Raw genomic sequence first — 23,033 nt, forward strand, 5'->3', positions numbered from 1 at the left:
GGGGGAGCCCCGGCGGTGACTCACCTCACCGCCGGGGCTCCCCCGTGCGCGCCCACCGTGGACGGCGGACCGTCGTCACGAACCGAGGCCGAGGGAGACGGTGAAGTCATACATCTCGTCGTGGTAGACGGTGCCCGGGTCGTGCATGAAGGTGCGCAGGTGGCCGTAGATCTCCAGGGCCAAGAGTCCGTGCATGCGGCCCCACACGCTGAGCGTCATCGCGACGCCGGCCGGCGGCAGGTCCGGAAAGTCCTCGCGGGCGTGGGCCACCAGATCCGGGTGGAAGTCGGCCCAGTCGTAGGCACGGCCCTCGGGCCGACGCACCCGGGCCGTCGGCCAGGCCGCGTCGACGAGGCCGAGCAGGGCGCTACAGGCGCGCAGTTCGGCCTGTTGGCCGGGGCCGTCGTCGGGTGCACGGTACCCGGGCACCGGGTCGCCGTAGATCAGCCGGAAGCCTTCGGGGTTGGCCAACGCCCATGTGCGCATGGCCTGGGCCCAGGCCATGATCCGGGCGCCCGGATCGGATTCCGGCACCGCGTCGCGGGCGGCCTCGGCGGCATCGACCGCCGAGGTGTAGACGTCGCCGATGAGCGTCGTGATCAGGTCGTCGCGCGTGGCGAAGTAGCTGTAGATCGCACTGGCCGTCATGCCCATCTCACGGGCGATCGCGCGCAGCGAAATGGCGCTCGGGCCGCCGTCCGCCATGAGCTGCATGGCGATCGCCTTGATCTCGGCGCTGGTCTGGGCTCGCAGCCGGTCGCGACGGCTCGTCGTGGGGTCGCTCACGCTTGACAGTCTACAGAGTTGGTCTAATCTACGTCGTGCAACAACTAAACGCCGTTTAACAATGAGACGGCATATAGGATCGAGGAGACCGGGGGGTTCGTGACCGGAGAAGGGTTTTCGTCCCGGCATGGCCGGTAGGAACCCGCGGGAGTCCCCCGTCGGCACGGCGAGGCGCACCGCGTCACGCCGGACGTGCTCCTCGCGGGCCGCGGACGCCCGCCACCGCCACCCGGTCGACCCGGTCGACCCGCGCAGATCCGTTCCGCGACCCCAGCGAACCTCCCCCTCGGGAAGGAACCAGCACATGAGCACCACCGATGTGATCAACGCCTACCTCGACGTCTGGAACGAGCAGGACGCCGCGGCCCGGACGACGCTGATGAAGTCGGTCCTCGTCGAGGACTCGCTCTACACCGACCCCCACCAGGCGGGCCTACGCGGACACGCCGAACTGTCCGCCTGGATCGACCGGGTCCGAGCGGATTTCGGTGATCTGAAGTTCACCCTCGACGCCGTGATCGGCGCCCACCACGACCGTGCGCTGTTCCGCTGGAGACTCGACGCCACCAACACCGGTCACGACGTCGTCGAGTTCTCCGGGGACCGCATCCGCAGCATCGTCGGGTTCTTCGCCTGAGGCACCCGCAACACCCCTGGACCGCCGCCCGGAACGGCGGCCCCACCCCACCCGTCGCGGCCCGTGCCGCACGAGCATGCGCAGGAGCACACATGTCCCCGCTTTCCGCCCCGCGACCGCCGGTCACCGTCATCGGCCTCGGACTGATGGGCCATGCGTTGGCCACGGCCTTCTTGGCGAACGGTCACCCGACGACCGTCTGGAACCGCTCGGCGGCCAAGGCCGACGGACTCGTCGCCAGCGGCGCCACCCTGGCCGACTCGGTCCGCAGCGCGGTCGAGGCGAGCCCGCTCGTCGTCGTCTGCGTCTCGGACTACGACGCCGTGCACGCGCTGCTGGACCCGGTCGGGCCCTCGCTGGCCGGCCGCACCCTCGTCAACCTGACCACGTCCAGCTCCGCCCGGGCACGCGAAGCCGCCGAGTGGGCGGCCGGGATCGGCAGCACCTATCTCGACGGGGCGATCCTCGCCCTGCCCCAGGCCATCGGTACCGCCGACGCCGTGCTGTTGTACTCCGGCCCGCAGACCGCCTTCGACGAGCACCGCTCCACCCTGGCGGCGCTCAGCGAGACCGGCACCGTCTACCTCGACGAGGACCACGGCCTGTCCGCCCTGTACGACATGTCGGTGCTGAGCATCATGTGGAGCGTCCTGAACGGCTTCTTCCAGGGCGCCGCGCTGCTGGGCGCCGCGAACGTCAAGGCGACGACCTTCGCGCCGCTGGCCAGCACCGCGATCAACGTGACGAGCGCCTACGTCGCCGCGTACGCGCAGCAGATAGACGAGGGCGGGTACCCGGCCGACGACGCCACCCTCGCCGTCCATCTGGGCGGGATGGAGCACCTGCTCCAGGAGACCGAGGCGCTCGGCGTCAGCACCGAACTGCCGAACCTCTTCCTGAAGCTGGCCGCACGTGCGGCAGCCGACGGCCGTGCCGACGACAGTTACGCGGCGATGATCGAACAGTTCCGCAAGCCCACCGGCTGACCCTCCCCACGAGGGACCGGGCGGGTCGTGAATCCCCGGGATCACGGGGATGCGCGCTCCGGATTCACGGCCCGGCCGGGCACCTGCGGGCGCCGCGCATACCGCGCCCGCAGGTGCCCGGACAAAGCGAAACGGCCGTCACCGTGATTACGATGACGACCGTTTCGTCGTTCTGCGGAGGCACCGTTCAACGGTGCTCCTGCTGTGCGCGAGGGGGGAGTTGAACCCCCACGCCCTTTCGGGCACTGGAACCTGAATCCAGCGCGTCTGCCTATTCCGCCACCCGCGCGTGGGTGTTGTCTCCGGTGCCTCACTGGTGGTGCGGCGCCTTCCGACATGCAGAAGATTAGCACGCTGGGGAGGGTGCGTTCACATCCATATATACGGCGCACCCCGACGCCCCGCGCCCCCACCGCGCAACGCCCCCCACCTGCGAGGTCGCCCCCACGGACCGTGCTGCGGAGCGTGCCCGCGCGGTCACCGGACGGGCTCCGCGAAGGCAGGGAACGTCCCGCCGCGAGCACGCCCCCTGGACCGGCGACCGGAACCCGGACCGCCCGACGCGCCGACCGCCCGCATGCACCGGCTCAGCCGCGGGGAACGTACAGGGCAGATCACACCGGCGAACACCCTCACCAAGGAACACCAAGGAACACCGAACGACATGGAACGCACCCCCGCACCCGAGCGTTCTTGGGGAGGGGAGGACGTCACACGGCACCGCCGCGGTCCCCACCCTGTCTCAACCCGGCACCAGGCGTGCTCCGTCCCACCGGTATGGACCGGAGTGCTCGCCGTGTGCGGGACACTGACTCGGGGGCCCCTCTACGATCCCCCTGGGAACACGTTGTCGAGGGGCCATGGCACGGACACGGCGGGGAAGGGGTTCGGAAGGGGACCGGCGCGGGGCGACCGTTCACGGACGGATCACCGGCCCACCACGGGGCGGTGCTGTGAAGGTCGACACTCGTGGGCCTGCGAGAGCAGGGGGAACCAGCCGATCGACCGACGCGTGGATACGATCAGTAAGCAGTACCAGGACGACAGCGAAGGAGGAGGTGCCCCATGGGAGTCCTGAAGAAGTTCGAGCAGCGCCTCGAAGGTCTGGTCAACGGCACCTTCGCCAAGGTCTTCAAGTCCGAGGTCCAGCCCGTGGAGATCGCCGGCGCGCTCCAGCGCGAGTGCGACAACAACGCGACGATCTGGAACCGCGACCGGACCGTCGTTCCCAATGACTTCATCGTGGAACTGAGCACCCCGGACTACGAGCGCCTGAGTCCGTACTCGGGCCAGCTCGGCGACGAACTGTCCGGGATGGTCCGCGACTACGCCAAGCAGCAGCGGTACACCTTCATGGGACCGATCAAGGTCCACCTGGAGAAGGCCGAGGACCTCGACACCGGCCTGTACCGGGTGCGCAGTCGCACCCTCGCCTCCAGCACCTCCCAGGCCGGCGGTGGACCGGCCCCGGCGGCTCCAGCCCCGTCCGGCCGCCCCGGCGGCCCTGGTGGCGGTCCCGGCGGTCCCGGCGGTCCCGGCGGCGGGTACGGCTATCCGAACCAGCCCACCGGTGCCCCTCCCATGCCTTCCGCTCCCCCCGGCCGCCCCGGCGGCGGCGGACCGGAGCACCGCCTCGGCCCGCCGCCGGGAGCCCAGACGCGGCACTGGATCGAGGTCAACGGCACCCGCCATCAGATCTCCGGCTCGACGCTGGTGCTCGGCCGCAGCACCGAAGCCGACGTGCGGATCGACGACCCCGGCGTGTCCCGCCGGCACTGTGAGATCCGGACCGGAACGCCCTCGACGATCCAGGATCTCGGATCCACCAACGGCATCGTGGTGGACGGGCAGCACACCACCCGCGCTACGCTCCGCGACGGCTCGCGGATCGTCGTGGGCAGCACCACCATCATTTATCGGCAAGCCGAAGGGTGAAGCGGGGGCAATGTCAGAGCTGACCCTGACGGTCATGCGGCTGGGTTTCCTGGCCGTTCTGTGGCTGTTCGTGATCGTGGCCGTCCAGGTCATCCGCAGCGACCTGTTCGGTACGCGCGTGACCCAGCGCGGTGCGCGCCGCGACAGCGGGCGCGCGCAGCAGACCGCCCGCCAGGCCGCGCCTCCACAACAGCGCGGCCAGCAGGGCGGCGGACGCCAGCGGCGCGGCGCCCCCACCAAGCTCGTCGTCTCCGAGGGCACCCTCACGGGCACCACGGTCGCCCTCCAGGGGCAGACGATCACGCTGGGCCGGGCCCACGACTCCACGATCGTGCTGGACGACGACTACGCCTCCAGCCGGCATGCCAGGATCTATCCCGACCGTGACGGCCAGTGGATCGTGGAGGACCTCGGGTCCACCAACGGCACCTATCTCGACCGGGCACGGCTGACGACCCCGACCCCGGTTCCGCTGGGCTCGCCGATCCGCATCGGCAAGACCGTCATCGAGCTGCGGAAGTAGTACTACGTCATGAATGAGCGCCAGCGGAGCGAGCGGGCCGGAGCGGTACCGACGACGGACACCGGTGGGCTCCCGACCGGAGGGTGGGCACGGTGCGGAGGTACCCGGAGCCGACGGGCGAGGTGCGCATGAGTCTGTCACTGCGCTTCGCCGCCGGATCGCACAAGGGGATGATCCGAGAGGGCAACGAGGACTCCGGTTACGCGGGTCCCCGGCTGCTCGCGATCGCGGACGGCATGGGCGGCCAGGCCGCCGGCGAGGTCGCCTCGTCCGAGGTGATCTCGACGCTGGTCACGCTCGACGACGACGTGCCCGGATCGGACATCCTCACCTCGCTCGGCACGGCCGTGCAGCGCGCCAACGACCAGCTCAGGATGATGGTCGAGGAGGACCCGCAGCTGGAGGGCATGGGCACCACGCTCACCGCCCTGCTGTGGACGGGTCAGCGCCTCGGTCTGGTGCACGTGGGCGACTCCCGGGCGTATCTGCTGCGGGACGGCGTCCTCACCCAGATCACCCAGGACCACACCTGGGTGCAACGGCTCGTGGACGAGGGCCGGATCACCGAGGAGGAGGCCACCACGCATCCGCAGCGTTCGCTGCTGATGCGCGCGCTCGGCAGCGGTGACCACGTGGAACCGGACCTGTCGATCCGTGAGGTCCGGGCCGGTGACCGGTACCTGATCTGCTCCGACGGCCTCTCCGGCGTCGTCTCCCACCAGACGATGGAGGAGACCCTCGCCAGCTACCAGGGGCCCCAGGAGACCGTGCAGGAGCTGATCCAGCTCGCCCTGCGCGGCGGCGGCCCCGACAACATCACCGTGATCGTCGCCGACGTCCTCGACATCGACAGCAACGACACCCTGGCCGTCAGCCTGTCCGACACCCCCGTCGTGGTCGGCGCGGTCGCCGAGAACCAGCACCAGCTCCACGAGGGCAGTGCGATGCAGACCCCGGCCGGCCGCGCCTCCGGCCTCGGTCGTCCGGTGCCCGGCCAAGGAGGCGGCCGGGGCGGCGAGTTCGGGCCGCCCGGCAGCGGCGACGACTACGCGCCGGACGGGGCGTTCGGCGCGTACGCCGACGACGACCTCACCAAGAAGCGCGGCGGACGCCGCTGGCTGAAGACCTCGCTCTTCCTGGTCCTCGCGCTCGCCGTGACGGGCGGAGCGCTGTACGGCGGGTACCGCTGGACGCAGACGCAGTACTACGTCGGCACCAAGGGCCAGCACGTCGCGCTGTACCGGGGCATCAGCCAGGACCTCGCGTGGGTGAGCCTGTCGAAGGTCCAGAAGGACCACCCCGAGATCGAACTCAAGTACCTCCCGCCCTACCAGCGCAAGCAGGTGGAGACGACGATCGCCGAGGGCGGTCTCGCCCAGGCGACCGACAAGATCAACGAACTCGCCACCCAGGCGTCCGCCTGCAAGAAGGACGCCGAGCGCCGCAGCGCCGAGCGCGCGAACGCGAAGCCCGGCGAGGGCGAGGCGGGCGGCACCACCGGAGCTCCCAAGGAGTCGGCACCGCCGGCCGCTCCCCGGCAGACCACCGCCCCGGAGGGGACCGGTGGGGGCGGGGCGCGGCCCGCGAGCATGAAGCAGGCCCCCACGCCGACGCCCGGTGCGAGCGAGAGCCGCAAGCCCAGTTCCACGCCCACACCCACACCCGGCCCCAGCTTCTCCGACGAGGAGCGGAAGCTGGTCTCGCTGTGCGGTAAGCAGTAAGCAGCCGTGAGGGGCCCTGTCACACCATGAGCAGTAACTCGACGACGAACACCTCGACCATCGGGGCCATCGGCGCGCCCAGCCGCCGCAACACCGAACTGGGCATGCTGGTCTTCGCGGTGGTCATCCCGGTGTTCGCCTACATCAACGTGGGTCTGGCCATCGACGGCGAGATCCCGACCGGCGTGCTCGGCTACGGCATCGGCCTCGGCCTGCTCGCCGCGGTGGGCCACCTGGTGGTGCGGAAGTTCGCCGCCTACGCCGACCCGCTGCTGCTGCCGCTCGCGACGCTGCTCAACGGACTCGGGCTCGTGGTGATCTGGCGGCTCGACCAGTCACCGCGGCTGCACGCGCTGGCGGAGGGCCGCGGGCAGGAGTTCGTCGCGGCGGCCCCGCGGCAGCTGCTGTACTCCGCGATCGGCATCGCGCTCTTCGTCGGCGTGCTGCTGCTGCTGAAGGACCACCGCATCCTCCAGCGGTACACGTACATCTCGATGGCCGCGGCGCTGGTGCTGCTGCTGCTGCCGCTGGTGCCGGGGCTCGGCCGGGACGTGTTCGGCGCGAAGATCTGGATCAGCGTCGCCGGATTCTCCATCCAGCCGGGCGAGTTCGCGAAGATCGTGATCGCGGTGTTCTTCTCCGGCTACCTCATGGTGAAACGCGACGCACTGGCCCTCGCCAGCCGTCGGTTCATGGGGCTCTACCTGCCGCGCGGCCGGGACCTGGGCCCCATCCTCACCATTTGGGCCGTCAGCCTGCTCGTCCTGATCTTCGAGAACGACCTCGGTACCTCGCTGCTGTTCTTCGGCATGTTCGTGATCATGCTGTACGTGGCCACCGAGCGGACCAGCTGGATCGTGATCGGCCTCGGCATGTCGGCCGCGGGCGCGGTCGGCGTCGCCTCCTTCGCGGGCCACGTCCAGTCCCGGGTGGACGCCTGGCTGGACCCCTTCGGCTGTTACGACGACTCCGGCGCCTGTACCCAGATCGCCCAGTCGGTCATGTCGTTCGGCTCCGGCGGGGTGCTCGGCACCGGGCTCGGCCAGGGCAACTCGGACCTGATCGGCTTCGCGGCCAACTCCGACTTCATCTTCGCCACCTTCGGCGAGGAACTCGGGCTCGCGGGCGCCATGGCGATCCTGCTGCTCTACGGGCTGATCATCGAGCGGGGGCTGCGCACCGCGCTCGCCGCGCGCGACCCGTTCGGCAAGCTGCTCGCCGTCGGCCTGTCCGGCGCCTTCGCCCTCCAGGTCTTCGTCGTCGCGGGCGGCGTGATGGGGCTCATCCCGCTGACCGGCATGACGATGCCGTTCGTCGCCAACGGCGGATCGTCCGTGATCGCCAACTGGGCGCTGATCGGCATCCTCATCCGGATCAGCGACACCGCCCGCCGGCCCGCACCGATGCCCGCCTCGAACCCCGACGCCGAGATGACCCAGGTGGTCCGCCCGTGAACAAGCCCGTGCGCCGAATCGCGATCTTCTGCGGCCTGCTGATCCTCACCCTGCTCATCCGCGACAACTGGCTCCAGTACGTCGAGGCGGGCGACCTCCAGGAGAACTCCAAGAACCGCCGCATCACCATCGAGCGGTACGCCCAGCCGCGGGGCGACATCATCGTGGACGGCAAGTCGATCACCGGTTCGGCGAAGACCAACGGCAGCGACTACGCCTACAAGCGCACCTACAAGAACGGCCCCATGTGGGCCCCGGTCACCGGGTACGCCTCGCAGGCGTTCGGGGCGAACCTGCTGGAGTCCGTCGAGGACGGCATCCTCACCGGCAACGACGACCGGCTGTTCTTCCGCCGCACCCTGGACATGATCACGGGTGAGAAGAAGGAGGGCGGCAATGTCGTGACCACCCTCAACGGCGCCGCCCAGAAGGCCGCGTTCGAGGGGCTCGGCAGCAAGAAGGGCGCGGTCGCCGCCATCGACCCGAGCACCGGGGCGATCCTGGCGCTGGCCTCGACGCCCTCGTACGACCCGTCGTCCTTCGCGGGGAACTCCACCAAGACGGACACCCCCGCCTGGCAGAAGCTCCAGAAGGCCAAGAACCCCGACGACCCGATGCTGAACCGGGCGCTGCGCGAGACCTACCCGCCCGGTTCGACCTTCAAGGTCGTCACCGCGGCGGCGGCGCTGGAGCACGGGCTGGTCGACGACCCGGACGACAAGACCGAGACGCCGCTGCCCTGGGTCATGCCGAACACCCGGACCGAGCTGAAGAACGACGGCCTGCTGCCCTGCAAGAACGCCACGCTGCGCGAGGCGCTGCGGGTGTCCTGCAACACCGTCTTCGGCAAGGCCGGCGCCGACCTCGGCAAGGACAAGATGAAGGAGACGGCGGAGAAGTTCGGCTTCAACTCCGAGCAGTTCGTCCCCGTCCGCTCCAGCGCCTCGGTGTGGCCGACGGAGATGGACGCCCCGCAGACCGCGCTCAGCTCGATCGGGCAGTTCGAGACCGCCACGACGCCGCTCCAGATGGCCATGGTGGCCGCCGCGGTCGCCAACGACGGCAAGCTGATGGAGCCGTACATGGTGGACGAGCTCCAGGCGCCGGACCTCAACGTCATCGAGAAGCACGAGCCGAACGAGATGAGCCGTCCGCTCTCCGAGGACAACGCCCAGAAGCTCCAGTCCATGATGGAGACGGTCGTCGACAAGGGCACCGGCCGCAACGCGCAGATCAACGGCGTCAAGGTCGGCGGCAAGACGGGCACCGCCCAGCACGGCGTGGACAACAGCGAGAAGCCGTACGCCTGGTTCATCTCGTACGCCAAGACGGACTCCGGTTCCCCGGTCGCCGTCGCGGTGGTCGTGGAGGACAGCGACGCCAGCCGCGGCGACATCTCGGGTGGTGGCCTCGCCGCCCCGATCGCGAAGGCCGTGATGCAGGCGGTCGTCGACAGCAAGAAGTGACCCCGGACACGTTGCCGTCACATCGGTGCACGTTGCGGTACCGGTCCTGTATCGGGTGGGGTACGCGGCCGAGGCAGGTAGGACGATCCGGGTACGGTAAGCCTCGGACAGCACACCGCCGGACCGTACGCCGGTACGGTCGGGACCGACGGAGAGGGCTGGAATAGCTATGGAAGAGCCGCGTCGCCTCGGCGGCCGGTACGAGCTGGGCCAGGTGCTCGGCCGCGGTGGCATGGCCGAGGTGCACCTCGCGCACGACACCCGGCTCGGCCGCACCGTAGCCGTGAAGACGCTGCGGGCCGACCTGGCCCGCGATCCGTCGTTCCAGGCCCGGTTCCGCCGTGAGGCCCAGTCGGCCGCCTCGCTCAACCATCCGGCGATCGTCGCGGTCTACGACACCGGCGAGGACTACATCGACAACATCTCCATCCCGTACATCGTGATGGAGTACGTCGACGGCTCCACCCTGCGGGAGTTGCTGCACTCGGGGCGCAAGCTGCTGCCCGAGCGGTCCATGGAGATGACCATCGGCATCCTCCAGGCCCTGGAGTACTCGCACCGCAACCAGATCGTCCACCGCGACATCAAGCCCGCGAACGTCATGCTGACGCGCACCGGGCAGGTCAAGGTGATGGACTTCGGCATCGCCCGTGCGATGGGTGACGCCGGCATGACGATGACGCAGACCTCGGCCGTCATCGGCACCGCGCAGTACCTCTCCCCGGAGCAGGCCAAGGGCGAGACCGTCGACGCCCGCTCCGACCTGTACTCCACGGGCTGCCTGCTGTACGAGCTGCTGACCGTCCGCCCGCCGTTCATCGGGGACTCCCCGGTGGCGGTGGCGTACCAGCACGTGCGCGAGGAGGCCCAGCCGCCGAGCGTCTTCGATCCGGAGATCACGCCCGAGATGGACGCGATCGTCCTGAAGGCGCTGGTCAAGGACCCCGACTACCGCTACCAGTCGGCCGACGAGATGCGCGCCGACATCGAGGCGTGTCTGGACGGCCAGCCGGTCGCGGCGACCGCCGCCCTGGGCGCCGTCGGGTACGGCGGCGGGTACGGGCCCGGTTACGGCGACGACCAGGCGACCACGGCCCTGCGGCCCCAGGACGGCGGCGCGGCGACCACGATGCTGCCCCCCGTCCACGCGGACGACCCCGGTTACGGCTACGACGAGCGCCCGGACCGCCGCCGGCAGAAGAAGGGCAACGGCTCCACGGTGCTGCTGGCCGTGGCGGGCGCCCTGGTGCTGGTGGGCGCGATCCTGATCGGCAAGTGGTTCACCAGCGGATCGGGCGACAAGGGCCCGGTCAAGGTGCCGAACTTCGTCGGGCAGGAACTGCCGGACGCCGAGAAGATGGCGGACATCGGCCACGTCAAGCTGGCAGTGACCCGCAAGGCCTGCGAGGACCAGCCGCGCGACAGCGTCTGCGCCCAGGACCCGGCCACCGGTACCGAGGTCGACCGTGCGTCCACCGTCACGCTGACCGTCTCCACGGGGGCCCCCAAGGTCGCCGTGCCGAACGTCATCGGCGACGACCTGGACGCGGCGACGGACAAGCTGGAGGGCGACGACTACGAGTTGGAGGTCGTCCCGAAGTTCAAGCAGTCCGAGGAGCCCGTCGGCACCGTCCTGGAGCAGGACCCGACCTCCGGCGAGGAGGTCGAGAAGGGCACCAAGATCACCCTGACCGTGGCCAAGGCCAAGGAGCGGGTGGCCGTGCCGGACCTCACCGGCCAGACCTGCGACGCGGCCAAGCAGCAGCTCCAGGACAGCGATCTGGTGGGCACCTGCACGGAGGTCGAGACGGCCAACGGCGAGCCCGGCCAGGTCTTCGGCCAGTCCCCGACGGCCAACACGCCGGCCGCACCGGGCTCCACGGTCACCCTTCAGATCGCCAAGGCTCCCCCGGAGGAAGAAGAGGAAGAGGAGGAGCCGCAGCAGGTTCAGGTGCCGAACCTGACCGGCAAGACCCTCGGCGAGGCGAAGCAGGAGCTGACGAACGCCAAGCTCCAGGTCGGCCAGATCGGCGGCCCGCAGGACGACAACGCGATCGTGGTCTTCACCAACCCGCCCGCGGGCAGTCCGGTCGACGAGGGCACCCAGGTCCAGATCCAGACCGCCGGCGGCAACGCCAACGGCAACGGGGGGACCGGGGGCACCGGCAACGGGGGTGACGGCGGCGACCAGGGCGACGCCGACGAGGCCGGCTTCTACGGCGGCATCATCGGCGGACGCCGGAACTGACGCCCCACCGGACGACGACCGTGGTCCCGGCCCCTGCTGCACGAGCGGGGACCGGGACCACGGTCGTACCGGGCGGGCCGGCGGGACGTCAGCGCAGCTCGGCGGGGGGAGTGCGCTCGGCGTCGACCTTCTCGGTGCGCTCCAGTTCGCCCCACACGACGTACCGGTACGTGGACGTGTACTTCGGGGTGCAGGTGGTGAGCGTGATGTACCGTCCGGCCTTCTTCGCGCCGGACTCCTCGGGGACCGGGTCGAGGACCTGCACGTTGTACTTCGAGGTCTGCGGCAGCGTCGCGTACACCCGGTAGACGTACCAGGTGTCCTTGGACTCGAAGACGATCGGGTCGCCCTTCTCGATCTTGTGGATGTCGTGGAACTTCGCTCCGTGGCCGTCGCGGTGGGCGGCGAGCGAGAAGTTGCCCTTCGGGTCCTGCGGCAGGGCGGACTTGACCGGCTTGGTGTAGTAGCCCGCGACCCCGTCGTTGAGGAGGTCGGTCGCGGTGCCCTTCCTGATCAGTATTTCTTCCCGGCCGTTCATCGACGGCACGTGCAGGAAGCCGATGCCGTCCTTGGTGTCCAGGGCGCCGGGGCCGCCCGGGCGGTCGTCGGCCCAGGTGTCCCGGACCCGGTCGCCCTGCTTGTCGGCCTCGCGGTCGGCGACGACGTTGGTCCACCACAGCGAGTACGCGACGAAGAGGCCGAGCACCACGCCGGCGGTGATGAGGAGTTCACCGAAGACGCTGACGGCGAGGGCGAGCCTGCCGCGTCCGCGGAGCCGCGGCGCCGAGGCCGTGGGTTCCGCGGCTCCGTGCCCCGCACCGCCCTCCCCGGCGTCCCCCTCGGCACGCCCGTGCGGTTCTGTCGTCGCTACCACTGCATCGTGCCCCGTCTGTCCGTCCGTTCGCCTCAGCTGACGAGCGCGTCCGGCTTCCCCTCCGAGCGCGGTCGTTCTTCAGCCATCTTGCCCCACACGATCATCCGGTACTTGCTGGTGAACTCGGGGGTGCACGTCGTCAGTGTGAGGTATCGGCCAGGAGCGGTGAAGCCCGACCCGGGCGGGATCGGTTCGAGGACGGCGACGTTGCTCGGCGGGGTCTGCTGGAGGATGCTCGCCATCTCGTAGACGAAGTACGTGTCCTGCGTCTCGACCACGATCGGGTCACCGGGCTTCAACCGGTTGATGTAGCGGAACGGCTCGCCGTGGGTGTTGCGGTGACCGGCGACGGCGAAGTTGCCCGTCTTGTCCTCGGGCATCCCGGTCTTCAGACTGCCCTCGGCGTAGTGGCCGACCATGCCCCGGTCGAGGACCTTCTTCTTGTCGATCCCCTCGGCGACGGGCACGACCACGTCGAGGGTGGGGATGTGCATGAGGGCGAAGCCCTGTCCGGGTTCGAAGGACCCCGGGGCCCGCTTGCCCTTGGCCCAGTCCTCCTGGATCTGGTTCGCCGCGCCGTCCGCCTGCGCCTGCGCCCGGATGTTGGTCCACCAGAGCTGGTACGTGACGAACAGCAGCATGAGCAGGCCGACGGTGATGAAGATTTCACCGAGGCCCCGGCTGACCAGCACCCCGACCGTCGGTTTCCGCGCGCGGGCCGCACGGCGCGCCTCCACCCGGGACAGCGGCGCACCGTCCGCATCGTCCGCGGTGCCTTCGGGGTACTTGGGGGACACGTCGAAGTCCCCGGAACCCGCACGGTCGTTGGCGCCGGCGTAGTGGTCGTACGCGTCGTCCGCGCCACGGGGTCGGCGGCCGGGGCGTGGGCCCTGGAGGACGTCGGACGGGCCGGTGAAGACCGCGGAGCCGTGCGGTGGCGTCCCGGTGGGCCCGGCACCTCCCGCGGCCCCAGGGCGGGCCGTGGCGGCTGCGGAGCCCGGTCCGGGCCCGGGGGGCCGGTAGGTGCCGGCGGGCGGCGGGTACGGACGGGACGGGCCGCCGTGCGGGCCGGGGCGCTCCGGGGGCAGCGGACCGGGCCCCACGGTCGACGGCCCGGTCGGCCCGGTCGGCCCGGTCGGGTACGCGTTCGCGGCGGGGGCTCGGTACGGGACGCCCTGAGCGGCCGGAGCGGGGGGAGGGTGCGGCGTCTGCCGGTGCCGTCCGTCGGGCGGCGGGCTCGCGTACGGCGGGCCCCCGGAGCCTGCGTACCCGGCCCCGCCCCGGCCGGAACCGTCCCCGTACCCGTGCGGACCGGCCGGTCCGTACGGTCCGGTCGGCCCGACCGGTGCGGGGGGCGGCGGCTGGGTCGCGGCTCCGGTCGTCGGCCCGTGCCAGTTGCGGGCGTAGCCCTGCGGGTCGTACCACTCGCCGGGCATGCCCGGGGCGTGCCGGGCGGCTCCGCCGGGGCCCGGGGCCCCGGGTTGCCAGCCGGCGGGCGGGTCCTGGCCGGGCAGCGGGTCGTTCAACGGGTCGGCGAGCCCTTGCACGGCCCGCTCGAACCCGCCGGGGACCTCGTACGGCAGGGGCCCGTACGCGGGGTCCTGGTACGGAGCGGTGGGCCCGGGAGGCGGCGGGCTCCCCGGGTCCCTCGGTCCCGAGTCCCGCTCGGGCCGCACCGCTGTCACGCGGAGGCCCTGCCCACCACCGGGGCGAGCCCCACCGATCTGGCCACGGCATCGCCGTACCCGCACTCGACGAGCCAGTTGGCGAGCATCCGGTGCCCGTGTTCGGTGAGCACCGACTCGGGATGGAACTGCACGCCTTCGACGGGCAGTTCACGGTGGCGCAGCCCCATGATGATGCCGTCGTGGGTACGGGCCGTGACCTCCAGCTCGTCCGGCACGGTCGCGGGCTCGGCCGCGAGCGAGTGGTAGCGGGTCGCGGTGAACGGGGAGGGCAGTCCGGCGAAGACGCCCTGTCCCGCGTGCTCGACCAGCGAGGTCTTGCCGTGCAGCAGTTCGGGGGCACGGTCCACGACGCCGCCGTAGGCCACTGCCATCGACTGCATGCCGAGGCAGACCCCGAAGACGGGCACTCCCGTGGCGGCGCAGTGCCGGACCATGTCGATGCAGACGCCGGCCTGCTCGGGGGCGCCGGGGCCCGGTGACAGCAGGACGCCGTCGAAGCCGTCCTGCGCGTGCGAGGTGGAGACCTCGTCGTTGCGGAGCACCTCGCACTCAGCACCGAGCTGGTAGAGGTACTGCACGAGGTTGAAGACGAAGCTGTCGTAGTTGTCGACTACAAGAATCCGCGCGCTCACTGGGTGGGGGCCCTTCCCTCGTCGACGGTCACGTCGTTGAAGGGGAGCAGGGGCTCGGCCCACGGAAACACGTGCTGGAAGAGCGCGTAAACGACCGCGAGCACGAGGATGAGCGACAGGACCGCCTTCACCCACGCATTGCCCGGCAGATGCCGCCAGATCCAGCCGTACATGCCGTCCCTACTCGCCGTTGGTGTTCCTGTGCATCCACCAGACTACGGGGGTGGGGCGCGAGATAGCGGGGGTTGGCGTGCAAACCCGCTCACGGACCGGGCGTCCCCGCGGCCCCGGACGCGCCCGGCGTCACAAAGCGACCGGCTTGCCCTGTTCGGCCGGCCGGGAGTGCCGGGAATGTTCCCCGTGGAACCACGCGGTGGGACGTAGATCACGGTGGGCCACTGGGCCACCCGGGCTACCGGGCTACCGGGCTACCGGGCTACTTGATGGGACGCGCCTGGTGCAGGTCCACGGGGCCGGTGTAGCCGGGGAGGGTCACCGTTCCCTCCTCGTCGACGTTCCAGCCCAGTCCGTAGGCGTTGACGTACAGCATGTAGTTCTGGATCGCGGGTGCGGCCGTGAGGGTCTTCTTCAGCCGGGCCGTGTCCCCGATCGCGGTGATCTTGTAGGGGGGCGAGTACACCCGGCCCTGGAGGATCAAGGTGTTGCCGACGCAGCGGACGGCACTGGTGGAGATCAGACGCTGGTCCATCACCCGGATGCCCTCGGCGCCGCCCTGCCACAGGGCGTTGACCACGGCCTGGAGGTCCTGCTGGTGGATCACCAGGTCATCGGGCTGCGGTTCGGGGTAGCCGGGGAGCTTGGGCGCGGCGTCGGGCGGGGCGTCGTTCAGCGTGACGGTCAGGGCCTCGCCGCGCAGTTCCCGGGTACCGGCCCGGTTCTCCAGCGCCTTCAACCGGGCCTCCTCGGCGTCGGTGGCGCCGGGGTGGCCCTCCTCGGCGCGCACCTTCACGTCCTCGCGCAGGACTCCGTTGTCCTCCTCCAGCTCACCGTTCTTGTGGCTGCGCTCCTTGATCAGGTCGGAGAGCTTGAGCAGGGAGGCGTCCGTGCGGAGGTTGGTGCCCTTGGCGGTGTTGAAGCTGGTCACGAAGAGCAGCCCGGCGAGGGCGAAGACGCCGGCGGTGAGTGCGCGCACCGGCCGCCAACGCTTCTTGCCAGCGGGGGTGGTGCGCACACCGGGGGAGTCGGCAGAATTGCTCAACGTACCCTTGCTCCTTACCGCGCCGAGGAAGCACTACGCTAACGGACGCCCGGGGGAACGATCCGTTTCCCCCAGCAGTTCGCTTGTACGCTGCCCCGGAGCCCACCCCCACCGTCTCGCGCGGCCACGCAGCGCATCGACAGGAGAGCCCCTCGTGCCGAAGTCACGTATCCGCAAGAAGGCCGATTACACGCCGCCCACGGCGAAGCAGTCGACCGCGATCAAGCTGACCAACCGCAGCTGGGTCGCCCCGCTGATGCTGGCGATGTTCTTCGTCGGTCTCGCCTGGATCGTCGTCTTCTACCTCACGGACGGCAAGCTCCCGATCGACGCCCTGGACAACTGGAACATCGTGGTCGGCTTCGGCTTCATCGCCGCGGGCTTCGGCGTCTCCACCCAGTGGAAGTGACCCGCTCGTAGCTGGTCTACGGGCTGAGCCCCCCGGCCGGGGGCTGCACTCTTCTCCGGCCCAGGGGGCCCTTCGTGCTGCTCGCACGGCAGGTGGCCGCCGCTGCGCCCCGAGCCGACGGTCGAGTTATCCACAGAGTTTTTCCACAGTGGGGAAAAGGTCAGACGATCTGTGGATAACCCCTTACGTGTTGACGCCGATGTGACTGACCTACCGGTATCCGAAAACACGTTCGCCCCTTGTGCTGACTGGGGAAACCCAGGTCAGCGCAAGGGGCACAGTTGTTCGCCCACAGCATGCACAAGATCCGCCACCCACTGTGGACAACCATTGCGGGCCGTCGTTCGTCAGGCTGCCTCAGACGAGTGAAGCGGTCCGCGCCACCACGGCGACCAGAGCGACGAGGAAGACCGCCGCACAGGTCCCCCACTGAACGAGGGCGCGCCGCTTCCCGCCGGTGTGCATCATCCCGTAGGCGATGACCACACCCGCGATCAGACCACCGACATGGGCCTGCCAGGCGATGCCGGACATGGTGAAGGTGAAGATCAAGTTGATCGCCAGCAGGGCGATCACCGGGCGCATGTCGTAGTTGAGGCGCTTGACCAGGACGGCCGTGGCACCGAACAGGCCGTAGATCGCACCCGAGGCACCGAGGGACGCGGAGGTCGGGTCGACCAGCACATAGGTGAGGGCGCTGCCCGCGAGCCCCGAGACCAGGTACAGCGCGAGGTACCGCGCCCGGCCGAAGGCCTCCTCCAGCGGACCGCCGAGCCACCACAGGCTGAACATGTTGAACGCGATGTGCCACACCTCCTGGTGCGCGAACATCGACGTCACCAACCGGTACCACTGGCCGTCCGCCACGCCCTCCACGGCGAAGTGCGGAGCGGGCCAGGCACCGATCAGGAAGAGATCGCTGACCAGGCGGTCGTTGGTCTGGATGGCGATGAAGACGAGGACGTTGATCGCCAGGAGGATCTTCGTGACCAACCGGGGGTCCCGCGCCAAGGGAGCGCCCGTGAGGGTGCGGGGCTGGTTGGCGGTGGGAGCGTGCCCGGTACCGGAGCCGTCACGCACGCACTCGGGGCACTGGAAACCCACCGAGGCGCTGATCATGCAGTCCGGACATATCGGCCGCTCACAACGGGTGCAGCGGATACCGGTCTCCCGGTCCGGGTGCCGGTAGCACGTGGGCGGGCTCTGGGCGTCCCGCGAGCCCTGCGTTCCGTGCGGTCCGCCTGGCGCCTGGTCCATGGGGTCCCCTCAATCCAACTCGTCCGAAGGCGTACGCGGCCGCCACGGCCCGTGGACCACGGAAGGTCGTCCCTCGGGACATCACTCGGTCAACGCACGGCCCCGCCCTCCATGACGGATGGGCGGGGCAGTTTGTTCCCCGGGCCGGCCGCCCCACTGACGAGCAGGGCCCTGCGGCACCGGGTCACCGGCGGTGCGCGTAACGGGTCAGCGCGTCTCGATGACGACCGACTCGATGACCACGTCCTTCACCGGACGGTCCGTGCGCGGGTTGGTCTGGGTGCCCGCGATGGCGTCCACGACCTTCTGGCTGGGAGCGTCCACGACCTCACCGAAGATCGTGTGCTTGCGGTTCAACCACGCGGTGGGCTCGACCGTCACGAAGAACTGCGAGCCGTTGGTGCCGGGGCCCGCGTTCGCCATGGCCAGCAGGTACGGACGGTCGAACCGGAGCTCCGGGTGGAACTCGTCCTTGAACTGGTAACCCGGGCCACCGGTGCCGTTGCCCAGCGGGTCGCCGCCCTGGATCATGAATCCGGGGATGACCCGGTGGAAGACCGTGCCGTCGTAGAGACGGTCGGTGGACCGCTTGCCGGTCTCGGGGTGAACCCATTCGCGCTTGCCCTCGGCAAGCTCGACGAAGTTCTTGACCGTCTCGGGCGCGTGGTTGGGCAGGAGCCGCACCACGATGTCGCCTTGGTTGGTCTTCAAAGTGGCGTAAAGCTGCTCGGCCACGATCTGCCTTCCGTTGTCTTCTGTGACGTATCGATCCTCGCACGAGCCGGAGCCCGCGTCGCCCGACCGCGGGTGCCGCGGGCTCCGGCTCGTGCTACCTCCCTACCCCTCCTCCGCTCGGCATGCACGGCCACCGGTGTGACCCGGATGCGCTTCCTCACATGCCGTGGCGTGGGACGGCAGGCATGATCCTCAAAAGGGTGGAAAGGTGAACGATGACTTGCCGGGGACACCCCCGGCACTGACGTACGCCACCGAGGAGGAGGTTCCCGTGACCCGCATCGACAGCGTGCGCGCCGCGACCGGTTCGGCGAAGGACAGCGTGCTGCACGCCGCGGAAGTGGTGGCGCCCTACGCCGACACAGCCAAGGACCGGGCTGTGCACTACGCCCAGGAGGCTCGGGTTCGACTGGCACCCAAGGTGTCCCACGCTGCACAGCAGGCCACCGAACAGGCTCGTGTCCAGTACGGAGCGTATGTGGCGCCCCGGATCGAGCAGGCCCGCACCCATGTTCCGCCGAAGGTCGACCACGCCGCCCATGAGGCGGCCGTCCGCACCCGCCTCGCCGCCCGCCAAGCAGCCGATTACTCCCGGCCCCGGATCGAGCAGGCCGTGGCAGCCGCAGGTCCGGTACGGGACGAGGCCGCTTCCCGGGGGCTGGCCGCCCTCGCAGCACTGCGGGGACAGGTGTCGGCAGAAGAAGTACGGGCGCTCCTGCGCAAGCAGGAACGCCGCGCCCGCGCAGGACGCGTCGGCAAGGGACTCCTCGTCCTGGGAGTGACCGCCGGTGCCGCGTTCGCCCTCTGGCGCTGGTGGGACAGGCAGGCCAACCCGGACTGGCTGGTGGAACCGCCCGCGGCCACGGAGGTGCCCGAGTCGGGCGACTCCCTGAACGCGGTCGACGGTTCCCCGTCCGCCCTCGACCCGGAGGTGGAGGCCAAGCAGGCCCAGGCGGACGCCTCGTCCGACACCCCGGAACGCGATTAGCCGGCCCGCGCGAGACCGTAGGCCCGGGCCGCACGCAGCACACCCGCGAAGAACGTCCGGCGAAACGCCCCACGGGCACCCGGTTCCCCTTGACCCGGGCCGCCCGCGGGGCGTTTCACGTGAAACAGTGCGCTGCCCCGCGAAACGTCACCAGACGGGTGAGAAACCCGACCTAGTGTTCTCGACGGACCCCGTCACAGGCCGATGGCACGAAGCGGCTAGGAGACGGAAGGCTCCCACGTCGATACTGCGGCCTCGTCGAGACGCAGCATGGTCCGGCCGGTGTCCAGAGTGGCCATGACACCGATCGGCATCGTCGCGATCGGAACGGTGTGACCGAAGTCAACGTCGGTGAGCGCGGGAAGGCCATGGTCGATGGCCAGCTCCCTCACGCACCGATCCAGGTCGTCCGGCCTGTCGGCGCACGGCGTACGACCGAACACCAGACCTGCGGCGCCACGGAAGAATCCGGCCGCGGCGAGAGTGCACAGATCCCGTCGGATCTCCGCCACCTGGGACTCGTTCGTCTCCAGAAAGACCAGGCAATCGACCGTTGGCGGACAGTACGGTGTGCCAAGCAGGCCCACCATAGTGTTCAGGTGGCCGCCCACCAGCCGCCCGCGACCGACACCGGGTGTCAGGGCACGCCACGGCCCAGCCGACACCCGAGATCGCGGCCAATGATCCTCGGCTTCCCAGCGCGGTGACTCCGCGGAGGTCGTGGTCGGTGCGCGCAGCAACCGGGAGTTGGTCGGACGCCAGGATTCGAGCAAACTGGCCGCGGCGTACGGGTCCATGCCATCGACATCACCCATCGACGGGACGGCACTGGGGCCGTGGAACGTGACCAGGCGCGAGCGCGCGTAGACGCCGAGCAGCAAGGAGGTGATGTCGCTGAAGCCGCAGAGCGGTTTGCGAGCGGCCCGCAACAGGTCGAAGTCCAGGTACGGGAGCAGCTCAGCGGAGCGCAGACCGCCGGTCGTACACAGGATCGCCGAGATCTCCTCCTGCCGACAGCACCACGCGATGTCCCCTGCGAGGACATCAGGCGCGGGCCGATCTTCGTCGTCCCACCACGCATGCGGCGCGGGGATCGGACGGAAACCAAGAGCGGTCAGGGCCCGCAGGGCCCGCCTCGTGCGACGCGGATACCTACTCACCGAACTCGACGGCGTGACCAGGCCGATGCCCGAGCCGGGTACCGGCGCGTATGGCTTCACCGGCGGTTCGGAGAGTTCCATCTGCCCACCCTACCGGCGTAGTTCGTGACCCTGAAGGTAGGTGGGTATGGCGGGCATGCGGATGCGAGCAGGGACGCCTGGGGTGGAGAGGTCCGGGGGATGGCTGCGTTGCCGGAAACGATGATCGGTTGATAGCCTTCTACTACGCCTTTTCTGACCCGGCGTCATGTTCTGGTGAAGTGGCCGAGAGGCAAGGCAACGGCCTGCAAAGCCGTCTACACGGGTTCGAATCCCGTCTTCACCTCTCCCTCCCGCCAGCGTGCTGCCTGTTCGACTCCCCTAAGGTTGGCAGATTGATTCACGGCATAGCGGCATTCGCGGCACACCGGTCGACTCCGCCGCGGTTGACGGTCTCTCCAGGACAGCGTGTCATCGAGGGTGCCGCATGAGCCGCACCCTGTCGATCCGCTTCGCGGAACAGGAGATCAGCGCGACGATCCACCTCGATGCCGAGCAGGCCGTCGAACCAGTGCTCGCCTTCCTACAGCCGCACTTCTCGGTCGATCCGCTCGATCCCGCTGCGGGGCGCGGACTACCCCTGCGGATTTCCCCGCTGATTGGCTGGACTCGCCCGTCCGCCGAACCGCGGCAGACGATGGTCCGCAAAGGGCGGTCGGCCGATACCCACGTCTGGGGTGACCTCTGGCAGGTTGACAACCGGACGGTTATCGAAATTCGGTCAAGTCACACGGTTTTCGACCTGGCCAACGATGGGTCTGACCTGCACGTCTATGTCAGCGACACATCGCGCTACCACCTCTCCGACTTCTTGCGCGAGGCCATGTGGGAGCTGGCCGTGGTCGGCGGCGGCACGTTCATCCACGCAGCCTCGGTGGGCAACGGGCAGGCCGCGGTCGCCCTGGTCGGTGACAAGGGAGCGGGCAAGACCACGACGGCCCTGGACCTCGTTCAGGGCGGAGCAGACTTCTACTCCGGCGACATTCTCTTCACGTACGCCGACTCCGGTCAGATGTACAGCTACCCCGACTATCCGGGGGTGTGTTGGGGCACCATCCGCGCCAACCCAGCTCTCCTGAGCGCCACTGCGGAACTGGGCCTGGCGCCGTCGCCAGACGACGGAGCCAAGGTCCTCCTGCCGCATGACATCTACTGGACCGCGCTCAGCGTCCAGAAGTCCGCGCCGCCACTACCGTTGGGCGCGATCGTCATCGCCAACGTCTCCGCCCCAGGGCCTGCCCGGATAGAGCCCGCCGCACCGCAGTGGGACCTGCTGGAGACGCTAGACCGGGGAGGAAGCGCGCCCGGTGAAGGTTGGGAGCCGTTCCTCTACGAGGCGGGGCGCCGGTACGCACACCCCGGCGGCATACCGCTCACGAGTTCCCTGCGCCCGGATGTCCCGTGGTATACCAGGCTCGGCCGGGGACGCCCCTCGTTGGAGGACATCACCTTGTTCCTCGACACGATTGCTCCGGCCCCCGTGCGGGAGATATCCGATGGCCGGTCTTGAGCCGTACCAGGACGAACTGCTGGGCACGGTCACAGACGACGGCTCGGGCAACTGGCTCAACCTCCTCGCCGCGAAGGGCTTCCGGATTCACCCCCACGCCAAGGGGGTGGAGTTCGAGATCAAGTACGCCCCACGGTCCGGAGCCCATGGTGAGTTGGGCGACTACGCACAGCGTCTGCTCGCGCCGGACGGTCTACCGGAAGCCGTGCTCGCGCCATCCTGGCTTGTGTTCCGGGACACCACTGTCGAGTACTGGCTGCTGGACGACACTGAGTGGAGCAAACAACGCACGTCCCACCGCACGGACGTACTGAAAAGGAAGACGCACCGCATCTACCGGGAGCCGATCACGGGCACGCCACTCGTCCAGTCGACCGAGGACTTCCTCACCGATCCGGATCGGATTGCGGCTGCACTCGGGGACTTCGACGGCAGTGCCGGGATGATGCACAAGAGCCGGGCGAAGGGCCACTACGTCCATCTCGCCGCAGGGATCGTCTTCAACCTCGTCGAATCCCGCTGCCGGACACATGAGACCGAGCAGATCCAACTGGAACTCGAATACGGGGCCCATCTTCATCATAAGTCGCAGACGCCGGCACCAGCGTGCACACACGCCGTGCTCCGGACTCACCTCTGGTGGCTTCACCATCTGTTGAAGCCACGGTTCGACGAGGCTGGCCTGGCCCCTACGATCGAGCGGAAGCGCGACTTTGTCCAGGCCGTGCGCGACCAACACACCTAATCCCGACTTCCGTGCGCAGCG

At 69.6% G+C, this 23,033-nt stretch carries 21 protein-coding genes and 2 tRNA genes; 13 read left to right on the plus strand and 10 right to left on the minus strand.

Going from position 1 to position 23,033, the window contains the following annotated elements; genetic code table 11:
• Nucleotides 1-75: 75 nt before the first annotated feature.
• Nucleotides 76-786 carry a TetR/AcrR family transcriptional regulator gene (locus ACFV88_RS12320; protein ID WP_385489194.1) on the minus strand — a complete coding sequence of 237 codons (711 nt, stop codon included), beginning with the start codon at nt 784-786 and terminating at the stop codon, nt 76-78.
• A 304-nt stretch (nt 787-1,090) separates the two neighbouring features.
• Between ACFV88_RS12320 and ACFV88_RS12325 the strand changes: the two genes are divergently transcribed.
• Nucleotides 1,091-1,423 (plus strand): nuclear transport factor 2 family protein, encoded by a 333-nt coding sequence (locus tag ACFV88_RS12325; protein ID WP_385489197.1) that lies wholly within the window; start codon nt 1,091-1,093, stop codon nt 1,421-1,423.
• Nucleotides 1,424-1,515: 92 nt separating this feature from the next.
• Nucleotides 1,516-2,409 carry an NAD(P)-dependent oxidoreductase gene (locus tag ACFV88_RS12330; protein WP_385489199.1) on the plus strand — a complete coding sequence of 298 codons (894 nt, stop codon included), beginning with the start codon at nt 1,516-1,518 and terminating at the stop codon, nt 2,407-2,409.
• Nucleotides 2,410-2,614: 205 nt separating this feature from the next.
• Here the strand turns inward: ACFV88_RS12330 and ACFV88_RS12335 are convergent.
• Nucleotides 2,615-2,698 (minus strand) — tRNA-Leu (locus tag ACFV88_RS12335).
• Nucleotides 2,699-3,474: 776 nt separating this feature from the next.
• Between ACFV88_RS12335 and ACFV88_RS12340 the strand changes: the two genes are divergently transcribed.
• The 6 genes from ACFV88_RS12340 to pknB all read left to right on the plus strand — a co-directional run bounded on the left by ACFV88_RS12340 (nt 3,475) and on the right by pknB (nt 11,756).
• Nucleotides 3,475-4,344 (plus strand): FhaA domain-containing protein, encoded by an 870-nt coding sequence (locus ACFV88_RS12340; protein ID WP_385489202.1) that lies wholly within the window; start codon nt 3,475-3,477, stop codon nt 4,342-4,344.
• Nucleotides 4,345-4,354: 10 nt separating this feature from the next.
• Nucleotides 4,355-4,867 carry an FHA domain-containing protein gene (locus tag ACFV88_RS12345; RefSeq protein ID WP_385489205.1) on the plus strand — a complete coding sequence of 171 codons (513 nt, stop codon included), beginning with the start codon at nt 4,355-4,357 and terminating at the stop codon, nt 4,865-4,867.
• 128 nt (nt 4,868-4,995) lie between these two features.
• Nucleotides 4,996-6,588 (plus strand): Stp1/IreP family PP2C-type Ser/Thr phosphatase, encoded by a 1,593-nt coding sequence (locus ACFV88_RS12350; protein ID WP_385489207.1) that lies wholly within the window; start codon nt 4,996-4,998, stop codon nt 6,586-6,588.
• Between the two features lie 26 nt (nt 6,589-6,614).
• Nucleotides 6,615-8,042 (plus strand): FtsW/RodA/SpoVE family cell cycle protein, encoded by a 1,428-nt coding sequence (locus ACFV88_RS12355; protein WP_385489210.1) that lies wholly within the window; start codon nt 6,615-6,617, stop codon nt 8,040-8,042.
• The gene (locus tag ACFV88_RS12360) at nt 8,039-9,508 is read left to right on the plus strand and encodes a peptidoglycan D,D-transpeptidase FtsI family protein (protein WP_385489212.1); all 1,470 of its coding nucleotides are present in this window, start codon (nt 8,039-8,041) and stop codon (nt 9,506-9,508) included. The genes ACFV88_RS12355 and ACFV88_RS12360 overlap by 4 nt, the downstream gene beginning before the upstream one ends.
• Nucleotides 9,509-9,677: 169 nt before the next feature.
• Nucleotides 9,678-11,756: a Stk1 family PASTA domain-containing Ser/Thr kinase gene (pknB, locus tag ACFV88_RS12365; protein ID WP_385489215.1), complete on the plus strand. Its 2,079-nt coding sequence runs from the start codon at nt 9,678-9,680 to the stop codon at nt 11,754-11,756.
• An 88-nt stretch (nt 11,757-11,844) separates the two neighbouring features.
• Here pknB and ACFV88_RS12370 read toward each other — a convergent pair whose 3' ends face one another.
• From ACFV88_RS12370 to ACFV88_RS12390, 5 genes are all read right to left on the minus strand, one after another.
• A complete protein-coding gene (locus ACFV88_RS12370) occupies nt 11,845-12,630 on the minus strand; it encodes a class E sortase (RefSeq protein ID WP_385489217.1) in 786 nt (261 codons plus the stop codon).
• A 32-nt stretch (nt 12,631-12,662) separates the two neighbouring features.
• Entirely contained in the window at nt 12,663-14,315 is a 1,653-nt protein-coding gene (locus ACFV88_RS12375) for a class E sortase (RefSeq protein WP_385489219.1), read from the minus strand.
• Nucleotides 14,312-14,950 (minus strand): aminodeoxychorismate/anthranilate synthase component II, encoded by a 639-nt coding sequence (locus tag ACFV88_RS12380; RefSeq protein ID WP_385489221.1) that lies wholly within the window; start codon nt 14,948-14,950, stop codon nt 14,312-14,314. Before ACFV88_RS12380 ends, ACFV88_RS12375 begins: the two co-directional genes overlap by 4 nt.
• Complete coding sequence (locus ACFV88_RS12385) at nt 14,947-15,123, minus strand: hypothetical protein (RefSeq protein ID WP_385489223.1); 177 nt, start codon at nt 15,121-15,123, stop codon at nt 14,947-14,949. Before ACFV88_RS12385 ends, ACFV88_RS12380 begins: the two co-directional genes overlap by 4 nt.
• Before the next feature lie 263 nt (nt 15,124-15,386).
• Nucleotides 15,387-16,169 (minus strand): DUF881 domain-containing protein, encoded by a 783-nt coding sequence (locus tag ACFV88_RS12390; protein ID WP_385489226.1) that lies wholly within the window; start codon nt 16,167-16,169, stop codon nt 15,387-15,389.
• A 154-nt stretch (nt 16,170-16,323) separates the two neighbouring features.
• On the opposite strand from ACFV88_RS12390, the gene crgA reads away from it, so the two are divergent.
• Complete coding sequence (gene crgA, locus ACFV88_RS12395) at nt 16,324-16,578, plus strand: cell division protein CrgA (RefSeq protein WP_385489228.1); 255 nt, start codon at nt 16,324-16,326, stop codon at nt 16,576-16,578.
• Between the two features lie 357 nt (nt 16,579-16,935).
• Here crgA and ACFV88_RS12400 read toward each other — a convergent pair whose 3' ends face one another.
• Together ACFV88_RS12400 and ACFV88_RS12405 are read right to left on the minus strand one after the other, a co-directional pair.
• Nucleotides 16,936-17,835 carry a rhomboid family intramembrane serine protease gene (locus tag ACFV88_RS12400; RefSeq protein ID WP_385489230.1) on the minus strand — a complete coding sequence of 300 codons (900 nt, stop codon included), beginning with the start codon at nt 17,833-17,835 and terminating at the stop codon, nt 16,936-16,938.
• Between the two features lie 207 nt (nt 17,836-18,042).
• Entirely contained in the window at nt 18,043-18,570 is a 528-nt protein-coding gene (locus ACFV88_RS12405) for a peptidylprolyl isomerase (RefSeq protein ID WP_385489233.1), read from the minus strand.
• Between the two features lie 271 nt (nt 18,571-18,841).
• Between ACFV88_RS12405 and ACFV88_RS12410 the strand changes: the two genes are divergently transcribed.
• Nucleotides 18,842-19,558, plus strand: coding sequence for a DUF5324 family protein (locus ACFV88_RS12410; RefSeq protein WP_385489410.1), 717 nt, complete (start codon nt 18,842-18,844; stop codon nt 19,556-19,558).
• A 218-nt stretch (nt 19,559-19,776) separates the two neighbouring features.
• Here ACFV88_RS12410 and ACFV88_RS12415 read toward each other — a convergent pair whose 3' ends face one another.
• Complete coding sequence (locus ACFV88_RS12415) at nt 19,777-20,799, minus strand: LD-carboxypeptidase (RefSeq protein ID WP_385489236.1); 1,023 nt, start codon at nt 20,797-20,799, stop codon at nt 19,777-19,779.
• 173 nt (nt 20,800-20,972) lie between these two features.
• On the opposite strand from ACFV88_RS12415, the gene ACFV88_RS12420 reads away from it, so the two are divergent.
• The 3 genes from ACFV88_RS12420 (at nt 20,973) to ACFV88_RS12430 (ending at nt 23,012) form a co-directional block, all read left to right on the plus strand.
• Nucleotides 20,973-21,043 (plus strand) — tRNA-Cys (locus ACFV88_RS12420).
• Between the two features lie 141 nt (nt 21,044-21,184).
• Complete coding sequence (locus ACFV88_RS12425; RefSeq protein WP_385489238.1) at nt 21,185-22,267, plus strand: hypothetical protein; 1,083 nt, start codon at nt 21,185-21,187, stop codon at nt 22,265-22,267.
• A complete protein-coding gene (locus ACFV88_RS12430; RefSeq protein WP_385489241.1) occupies nt 22,254-23,012 on the plus strand; it encodes a hypothetical protein in 759 nt (252 codons plus the stop codon). The genes ACFV88_RS12425 and ACFV88_RS12430 overlap by 14 nt, the downstream gene beginning before the upstream one ends.
• The last annotated feature ends 21 nt before the right edge of the window (nt 23,013-23,033 follow it).

It is taken from the genome of Streptomyces sp. NPDC059816, from assembly GCF_042732055.1.
Classification (GTDB): Bacteria; Actinomycetota; Actinomycetes; order Streptomycetales; family Streptomycetaceae; genus Streptomyces.

Coding starts and splice junctions, on each gene's coding strand:
- ACFV88_RS12325 (WP_385489197.1), top strand. CDS start 1,091: ATGAGCACCACCGATGTGATCAACGCCTACCTCGACGTCTGGAACGAG.
- ACFV88_RS12330 (WP_385489199.1), top strand. CDS start 1,516: ATGTCCCCGCTTTCCGCCCCGCGACCGCCGGTCACCGTCATCGGCCTC.
- ACFV88_RS12340 (WP_385489202.1), top strand. CDS start 3,475: ATGGGAGTCCTGAAGAAGTTCGAGCAGCGCCTCGAAGGTCTGGTCAAC.
- ACFV88_RS12345 (WP_385489205.1), top strand. CDS start 4,355: ATGTCAGAGCTGACCCTGACGGTCATGCGGCTGGGTTTCCTGGCCGTT.
- ACFV88_RS12350 (WP_385489207.1), top strand. CDS start 4,996: ATGAGTCTGTCACTGCGCTTCGCCGCCGGATCGCACAAGGGGATGATC.
- ACFV88_RS12355 (WP_385489210.1), top strand. CDS start 6,615: ATGAGCAGTAACTCGACGACGAACACCTCGACCATCGGGGCCATCGGC.
- pknB (WP_385489215.1), top strand. CDS start 9,678: ATGGAAGAGCCGCGTCGCCTCGGCGGCCGGTACGAGCTGGGCCAGGTG.
- ACFV88_RS12385 (WP_385489223.1), bottom strand. CDS start 15,123: ATGTACGGCTGGATCTGGCGGCATCTGCCGGGCAATGCGTGGGTGAAG.
- ACFV88_RS12400 (WP_385489230.1), bottom strand. CDS start 17,835: ATGGACCAGGCGCCAGGCGGACCGCACGGAACGCAGGGCTCGCGGGAC.
- ACFV88_RS12415 (WP_385489236.1), bottom strand. CDS start 20,799: ATGGAACTCTCCGAACCGCCGGTGAAGCCATACGCGCCGGTACCCGGC.
- ACFV88_RS12425 (WP_385489238.1), top strand. CDS start 21,185: ATGAGCCGCACCCTGTCGATCCGCTTCGCGGAACAGGAGATCAGCGCG.
- ACFV88_RS12430 (WP_385489241.1), top strand. CDS start 22,254: ATGGCCGGTCTTGAGCCGTACCAGGACGAACTGCTGGGCACGGTCACA.